Annotated in this window: 8 protein-coding genes; 1 reads left to right on the plus strand and 7 read right to left on the minus strand. The window is 46.7% G+C overall.

The genetic code is table 11. The features are described 5' to 3' along the window. Positions 1 to 177: 177 nt before the first annotated feature. From CRG49_RS11505 to CRG49_RS11530, 7 genes are all read right to left on the minus strand, one after another. Positions 178 to 438, minus strand: a complete 261-nt coding sequence (locus CRG49_RS11505; RefSeq protein WP_154143304.1) for a hypothetical protein — start codon at positions 436 to 438, stop codon at positions 178 to 180. A gap of 15 nt (positions 439 to 453) precedes the next feature. Then, positions 454 to 624 (minus strand): hypothetical protein, encoded by a 171-nt coding sequence (locus CRG49_RS13200; RefSeq protein WP_154143303.1) that lies wholly within the window; start codon positions 622 to 624, stop codon positions 454 to 456. Between the two features lie 146 nt (positions 625 to 770). Beyond that, entirely contained in the window at positions 771 to 2,876 is a 2,106-nt protein-coding gene (gene pnp / locus CRG49_RS11510; protein WP_095503561.1) for a polyribonucleotide nucleotidyltransferase, read from the minus strand. A 236-nt stretch (positions 2,877 to 3,112) separates the two neighbouring features. Continuing rightward, a complete protein-coding gene (locus CRG49_RS11515) occupies positions 3,113 to 3,973 on the minus strand; it encodes a phosphoribosylaminoimidazolesuccinocarboxamide synthase (RefSeq protein WP_095503562.1) in 861 nt (286 codons plus the stop codon). Between the two features lie 146 nt (positions 3,974 to 4,119). Further along, positions 4,120 to 5,079: a calcium-binding protein gene (locus CRG49_RS11520; protein WP_232727255.1), complete on the minus strand. Its 960-nt coding sequence runs from the start codon at positions 5,077 to 5,079 to the stop codon at positions 4,120 to 4,122. Positions 5,080 to 6,022: 943 nt separating this feature from the next. After that, positions 6,023 to 6,535, minus strand: a complete 513-nt coding sequence (locus CRG49_RS11525) for a TPM domain-containing protein (RefSeq protein WP_095503563.1) — start codon at positions 6,533 to 6,535, stop codon at positions 6,023 to 6,025. Then, complete coding sequence (locus CRG49_RS11530) at positions 6,535 to 7,425, minus strand: YgcG family protein (RefSeq protein ID WP_154143301.1); 891 nt, start codon at positions 7,423 to 7,425, stop codon at positions 6,535 to 6,537. Before CRG49_RS11530 ends, CRG49_RS11525 begins: the two co-directional genes overlap by 1 nt. A 178-nt stretch (positions 7,426 to 7,603) precedes the next feature. On the opposite strand from CRG49_RS11530, the gene CRG49_RS14035 reads away from it, so the two are divergent. Then, positions 7,604 to 7,774 (plus strand): helix-turn-helix domain-containing protein (locus CRG49_RS14035; protein ID WP_157807888.1); only part of this gene is annotated, 171 nt, incomplete at its 3' end.

The following is a 7,774-nucleotide window of genomic DNA, read 5'->3' on the forward strand; positions in this document are numbered from 1 at the left end:
TAAATGGGCTTTAATCATGTGCAAAAGGTGGTAGGATTTATATTTTCAAAAAGTGCAAAAGCTGCCAAAAATTCGTGCAAAAGGTGTTGGCGACTTACATTGAAATTTTAAACAACTATAAATAAACAGGCCGTCTGAAACAATTAGGTTTCAGACGGCCTGTTGTCATTTCACGATTTAAATCCGCATAGCGCTAATGCGTTGGAACATATAAGTATTTTCGCGATTAGATACCGGAATCACGCCGATAAAGGTTGCGCCTTTAACCTTTTTGAATTGCTGGATTTGCGCGTCAGTAATTTGCGAAGCCAACACGCGTGTGCGGAAAATGCGGCCATTGGCATCATGGAAATTCAAGGCCACATATTCTCGGCCATTGACTGTGCGGCGATCGGTTTCGACTTTGCGAATATCGTTCACCACCATTTGATTATTCAAACCACGAATTTGCTCTTACAATGCAGTTTGCAGCGGCTGCTTAAGACCGTCCCAGCTTTTATCGGTCGTGATGGTCACATTCGGATCGTTGGTGTAATGCGTTGTGGTTGAATCGGAAACAGCACACGCACTCAGCGCCGATAAGGCTGCTACTGCGGCAATGGTTTTGATGAATAAGGTTTTCATAATCTTCCTTTCTTTCCATGTGGGCAATATGGTTTCAGACGGCCTCTGACCGGCTATACCATCTCATGCCGTCTGAAAAATATCCGTCATAAAAAACGGCTTGATTCATGTTAACACGAATCAAGCCGTTTGCACTAATATATGGATTATTCAGCGGCAGGCGCTTCCAACAATGCTTTCATTGACAAGCGTACACGACCGCGGTCGTCCACTTCCAAGGCCTTCACTTTCACAGTTTGGCCGACTTGCAAGTAGTCGCTCACGTTTTTCACGCGCTCATGGGCGATTTGGCTGATGTGTACCAAGCCGTCTTTGCCTGGCATCACAGACACAATCGCACCGACATTGTTGTCCAAGATTTTCACCACAGTGCCTTCGTACACTTTACCCACTTCGACTTCGGCAGTAATCTGCTCGATGCGGGCTTTGGCGGCATCACCGGCTTCTTGCGTGGTCGCTGCGATGGTAATGGTGCCGTCTTCGGCGATGTTGATTTCGGTGCCGGTTTCAGCGGTCAGCGCGCGGATGGTTTCGCCGCCTTTGCCAATCACATCACGGATTTTATCTTGATTGATTTTCATGGTGAACAAGCGCGGAGCGTGTGCCGACAATTCTTGCGGACCGGCCACAGCTTCCTGCATTTGCGCCAAGATGTGCAAACGTGCTTCTTTGGCTTGTGCCAAAGCGATTTGCATGATTTCTTTGGTAATACCTTGGATTTTGATGTCCATTTGCAGCGCGGTCACGCCTTCGGTGGTACCGGCTACTTTAAAGTCCATATCGCCCAAGTGGTCTTCGTCGCCCAAGATGTCGGTCAACACAGCAAATTTGTTGTTGTCCAAAATCAAGCCCATGGCAATACCGGCCACGTGTGCTTTCAACGGCACACCGGCAGACAACAGGCTCAAACAGCCACCACACACCGAAGCCATGGAAGACGAACCGTTTGATTCAGTAATTTCAGATACCACGCGCATGGTGTAGCTGAAATCTTCCGGCTCAGGCAATACCGCCAACAAAGCGCGTTTGGCCAAGCGGCCGTGACCGATTTCGCGGCGTTTCGGCGCACCAACGCGACCAACTTCACCAGTAGAATACGGCGGGAAGTTGTAATGCAGCATGAAGCGGTCGGTGTATTCACCGCTCAAAGCATCAATGATTTGCTCGTCGCGCGAAGTGCCCAAAGTGGCAACGGCCAAGGCTTGGGTTTCGCCACGGGTAAACAAAGCCGAACCGTGGGTGCGTGGCAATACGCCGGTTTGAATGTTCAGCGGACGCACGGTGCGGGTATCGCGGCCGTCGATACGCGGCTGGCCATCCAAGATTTGGCTGCGCACCACATCGGCTTCCAAGTGTTTGAAAATGCCTTTGATTTCGTTGGCAGACAGAGTGTCGGTTTCTTCGGTAATCAGAGCATCTTTAACGGCTGCCCAAGCTTCGTCCAGTTTGGCTGAACGCGCTTGTTTAGAGCGGATTTTGAACGCTTCGCCAATGGCATTGCCAGCAATTTCGCGCACTTTAGCCACCAATTCTTCATTGGTTTCCGGCGCTTTCCAATCCCATACTTCTGGGTTAACCGCATCGGCAAATTCGTTGATGGCTTGAATCGCCACTTGCATTTGATCGTGGCCGTAAACCACCGCACCCAACATCACGTCTTCAGGCAGGATGTCGGCTTCAGATTCCACCATCAATACGGCTTTTTCAGTACCGGCAACCACCAAATCCAATTGAGATTCAGCCAATTGCGCTTTGGTTGGGTTCAATACGTATGCGCCATTCACATAGCCCACGCGCGCCGCGCCAATCGGACCGGCAAACGGTACGCCGCTCAATACCAAGGCGGCAGACGCGCCCAACATGGCAGGGATATCAGAATCGATTTCAGGGTCAACCGATACCACCATCGCCACGATTTGAATGTCGTGGTAGAAGCCTTCCGGGAACAGCGGGCGAATCGGACGGTCGATCAGACGGCTGGTCAAAATTTCTTTTTCGCTTTGCTTACCTTCGCGCTTGAAGAAGCCGCCCGGGATTTTACCGGCAGCATAAGTACGCTCTAAGTAATCCACGGTCAACGGGAAGAAGTCTTGACCTTCTTTCACGTCTTTATTTGTGGTGACGGCAACCAATACCACGGTGTCGCCCATCGATACTTTAACGGCCGCAGCGGCTTGGCGTGCGATTTCGCCGGTTTCCAAAGTGACGGTTTGATCGCCGTATTGGAAGGTTTTGATGTGTTTATTGAACATGTTTGTCCTTTCAATGTTGCCGCACCGCTAAAACACTAATGATGCACACTAAAGCGTGAATGTGCATGGTTAGGGTTTCAGGCTGATGCAGCGGGTTGATTAATATTCAGACGGCCTCTTATGACCATCCAACCTGTAATTATAACGGCAAACTGCCGCTAAATCCATATGGTGATTTTATTCAAATGTCAAAGGCCGTCTGAAAGAGTATTCCTTTCAGACAGCCTCATTACATCTTAACGTGTCAACAAATTCAACGCTTCTTGATATTTTTCCACGGTTTTTTCAATCACTTCCACCGGCACTTTCGGTGCTGGGGCTTGTTTGTCCCAACCACTTTGCTCCAACCAATCGCGCACAAACTGTTTATCAAACGAAGGCGGATTTGTGCCGACTTGGTATTGATCGGCCGGCCAAAAACGGCTTGAATCAGGCGTGAGCACTTCGTCCATCAAGGTTAAGGTGCCGTTTTCATCCAAGCCGAATTCAAACTTGGTATCGCAAATAATGATGCCGCGTGACTTGGCGTATTCGGCCGCTTCGGTATAGAGCTGAATCGCTTTCTCACGCACTTCGGCTGCCAATTTTTTACCAATAATTTGTTCGCATTGCTCAAAGCTAATGTTTTCATCATGGTCGCCCACTTCGGCTTTAGTTGACGGAGTAAAAATCACTTCCGGCAACTGCTGCGCTTCCTGCATGCCCTCGGGTAATTTAATGCCGCAAACAGTACCGGTTTTCTGATAGTCTTTCCAACCGCTGCCGGCCAAATAACCGCGCACAATCGCTTCAACCTTCACCGGCGTAAGTTTTTTCGCCACAACGGCGCGCTTTTCCAATGCTTTTGCTTCGTTTTCCGGTAAAACATCGTACACGGTATCGCCGGTGAAATGGTTCGGCATAATATGCGCCAGTTTTTGAAACCAGAAATTGGAAATCTGCGTCAGGATTTCGCCTTTGGTGGGAATCGGGTCGTCCAAAATCACGTCAAAAGCCGACAAACGGTCAGAAGCGACCATCAGCATGCGTTTGTCGTCGATTTCATATAAGTCACGTACTTTGCCCGAATAAATATTTTTCAAACTGATTGCCGCCATGTCGAGAGTCTTTCCAGTCAGGATTCAAAAGTGTTATTTTAGCCGAATTTCTGAAGACAAGGCAGTCTGTCATCAAATAAAAAAAGCCGTCTGAAAGACAAAAGTCTTTCAGACGGCCTGATTCAAGCGTAATCGGCTAAACCATATTAAGCAATCGCTGCTTGGGTTTGCTCTTGGATTTGCTCCAAAGCCAAGGCGCCGGTGCTGTAACCGCCAACTTGGTAAGAAGTACCATCAGAGAATTTGAAGGTTTCGATTTGGTTGTCAGAACCAACAAACCAATCGCCTACCAAGATGCTGTCGCTGCTGTTGGCAAAGGTAATGCTCAAGTCATCACCTTCTTGGCACAAGATTACGTCTTCTAAGCAGAAGCCTTCACCAAATACCAAGGTACCGTCGCCACCATTATCTTCGATGATGTCGTAGCCGTAGCCTTTATCGAAGAAGTAAGTGTCGTTACCCAAGCCGCCGATCAATACGTCGTCGCCTAAGCCGCCGTCCAAGTAATCGTTGCCATCTTTGCCAACTAAGCAATCATCACCGTCCATACCGAACAGTTTGTTGTTGCCTGAGTTGCCGTTGATGGTGTTGTTCAACTCGTTGCCGGTGCCGTTGATGTCACCATCACCTTGCAGGTACAGGTCTTCAACGTTCTTAGGCAAGGTGTAGTCAATTTCACTGCGTACAGCGTCATGACCTGAAGCAAGGTTACCATCTTCAATAACTTCATCACCTACATTATCGACATAGTAAGCATCGCCGCCATCGCCGCCGCGCATAATATCAGCACCAGTACCACCATTCAGGTAGTCGTTACCCGTACCACCATTCAAGTAATCTTTACCGGCTTCGCCATACAGGCTATCACCATCGTTATCACCTTTGATGGTATCGTTACCTGGGCCACCGTAAATCACATCAGTACCATCTTTACCATAAATGACATCTTCACCATCGGTACCATAGATAGTGTCTTTAACTGCAGTACCTTCAGTATGGCTTGCACCATCTTCAGGTTTTACCACATTGATGACATTACCCGGATTGGTATCTTTGCCACCAAAAGTATTTTCTTGGTTTTGATCGTCTACACAGTCTTCGCACACTTCTTCTTGCTCTGGTGCAGGAATTGGGGCAGGTTGTTGTTCAGGTTTCTGCTCTGGTTTTTGTTCTGGAACAGGCTCAGGTTTTGGTTCTGATTTTGGTTCTGGTTTTGGAACAATTGGTTTGATTGGGGTGCAATCGTAAGTGTAGGTATAGCACACCACTTTATATGTAGGCTAAACTGGTGCGCAGAACAATGAAAGCAATGAAGAAGATTTAATAGAATAAGAAGGGGCGCAATAGTTGTTGTAGCTCACTTTGTAAGAAGTAGTCGGTGAGCAGTAGTTATTGATGCTGTATGATTTAGCTGGGGCACAGTAGCTGTAACTGGCCGAAGAAAAACCGCCGTAATAATAAGTCATGTTGTATCACTCCCAAAAATATAAAAAAAATGCTGACTTTAGCCTAGAGCAATCAAGCTATTTAGTAAGCAATGTCATTCTAGTGATATTTTTATTTACATTTATTATGACTAGGCAAACGGTATAAATAAATGACAAAAGGGACTTAAAATACTAAAATAATATTTACTTTATTTACTAATATTAATATTTCTGCAATTTTTTCTAACGAATATACCTCAGCAAATAATTCATCTAAATAAATTTTAAGCATATGTATTTATTTATGATTTATAAAATAACTAAATAGAAAAATTACTTTATCATATATAATATCGAATTAAAAATTCAATTTGAATATTTATACTGTATGGATATATTTTTTTAGCAATTCCACCGCAATTATTATTATGCAAATCAAATATGATTAATAGATATATTTATATTTAACTATATTATTTCATGATGTAATTTATTTTTCTATAAAATTTTAGCTTGTATTGAATATTCAACAATTTGTTTTTTCATTTTTACAACACTAAAAAGGCCATCTGAAACCAATTACCCTTTGGTTTTCAGACGGCCTTTCAATTGAATATATTCATTACACCATCATGACATCATTATCCAAGTCATCACGATAAATCGTATTGAGTTCGCGCGGATAAAATTCGGTCAATACATGGCTGACGCCCTGTAAACCGTTTTCCAAACCTTGAATATATTCCTCTTTGCGGAAAGATTCCCGAATCAAATCGCAAATTGCCTGCCATTTTTCTTGCGGCACTTTGCGGCTGACACCACGGTCGGCCACAATTTCCACCACATGATCGGCAAAGGAAACATACACCAGCACACCGCTGTTGTGTTCGGTATCCCATACACCCAACTGGCCGAACCATTGCAGCGCACGGGTATGCGGGTCAACATTTGCCAATATTTCACTGTTGGCATAACGCGATTCGACCACAAAGCGGATTTGGCCGGCATGTTTTTGCTCTGAAAAACCGATTTCGCGACTGATGCGTTCTAAATCCGCAGTCGGAAAGAATTTCTCGACACGCCAGCGTGGGTATTTCCAGTGTTGCCATAAACGTTTAAATCTATTTTGTTCCATTACCAGCTCCCTGAAGCGCCGCCGCCTCCAAAACCACCGCCTCCGCCGCCGAAGCCGCCTCCTCCAAAGCCACCGCCACCGTTTCGCCAGCCGCCGCGTGGGCTACTGCCGCCAAAGCCGCCGCCGAAACCACCTCCGCCACCGGAAATAAAGGCGCTCGAACCCAATAAGAATGTAAATAATGTTCCGCCAATGGCCGCAATGATGCCTATCCACAATGCCCAGCCGAACATGGCTGTTAAACCAAACATCACACCGCCGGTAATCAGGCTGCCTAAAATACGGCCGAAAATGGATTTCAAGAAGCTGCCGGCCACCAATGGCACAAACAGCAACATCATCCATGCATCTTCACCTGCCGGCTCGGCATATTCACTGGTCGCTGCTTCCGGCAAACCCTCGCCGGCAATCAGCCGTTCGATTTGCCCGACTGCTTGATAAATCGCAGCATCAGTTTGGCCTTGCTGCAAATACGGTCGCATCACATCATCTAAAATGCGCTTGGCGTACACATCAGGAATTGCGCCCTCCAAGCCGCGGCCGACGGCCAAATGCGTTTTGCGTTCATCACGCACCAGCAGCAACAAGACACCATCGTTGATGTCTTTGCGACCCGGTTGCCATGTTTCCATCACGCGCAAAGCATAATCAAACGGGCTTTCCGGTGAAATCGCCGGCACGGTCAACACCACAATCTGGCTGCCTTTTTCTTTGCTGTATTGTGTCAAATGCGTATTCAGCTCGACTCGCGCTTCAGCGCTCATCATCTGCGCACTGTCCATCACCGGCGCCGTGAGCGGCGGAATGGCGGTTAATTCGGCAGCAAACAGCAAAAAACTGCTCAACACCATGGCCAGTGCAAGACCTGTTTTATGAATCACAGACTGCATAGCTTTGCCTTTCCGGATATTTATAGGTTACAAACCATTTCATCCATGATTTCAGACGGCCTGTTCATTTATTTATTGTGAACAGGCCCTTACATTCGCCTAACAAGTGCAATTTCCAATAACAGAAAAGGCCAGTATGCGGTAGTATACTGCCTTTCCTGACAAGAAAGATTGCAATATGGCCTACACACAACTGACCTCACACCAAAGATACTACATTTCCAGACATTACCGCAACCTACCCCTAAACCAAATCGCACAGAACATCGGTTGTCATCCCGCCACCGTCAGTCGGGAAATCAGACGGCATTCCGTCAACGGAACCTACTGTTACCGAAAAGCACAACAG

Source organism: Neisseria sp. N95_16, from assembly GCF_002551535.2.
GTDB lineage: Bacteria > Pseudomonadota > Gammaproteobacteria > Burkholderiales > Neisseriaceae > Neisseria > Neisseria brasiliensis.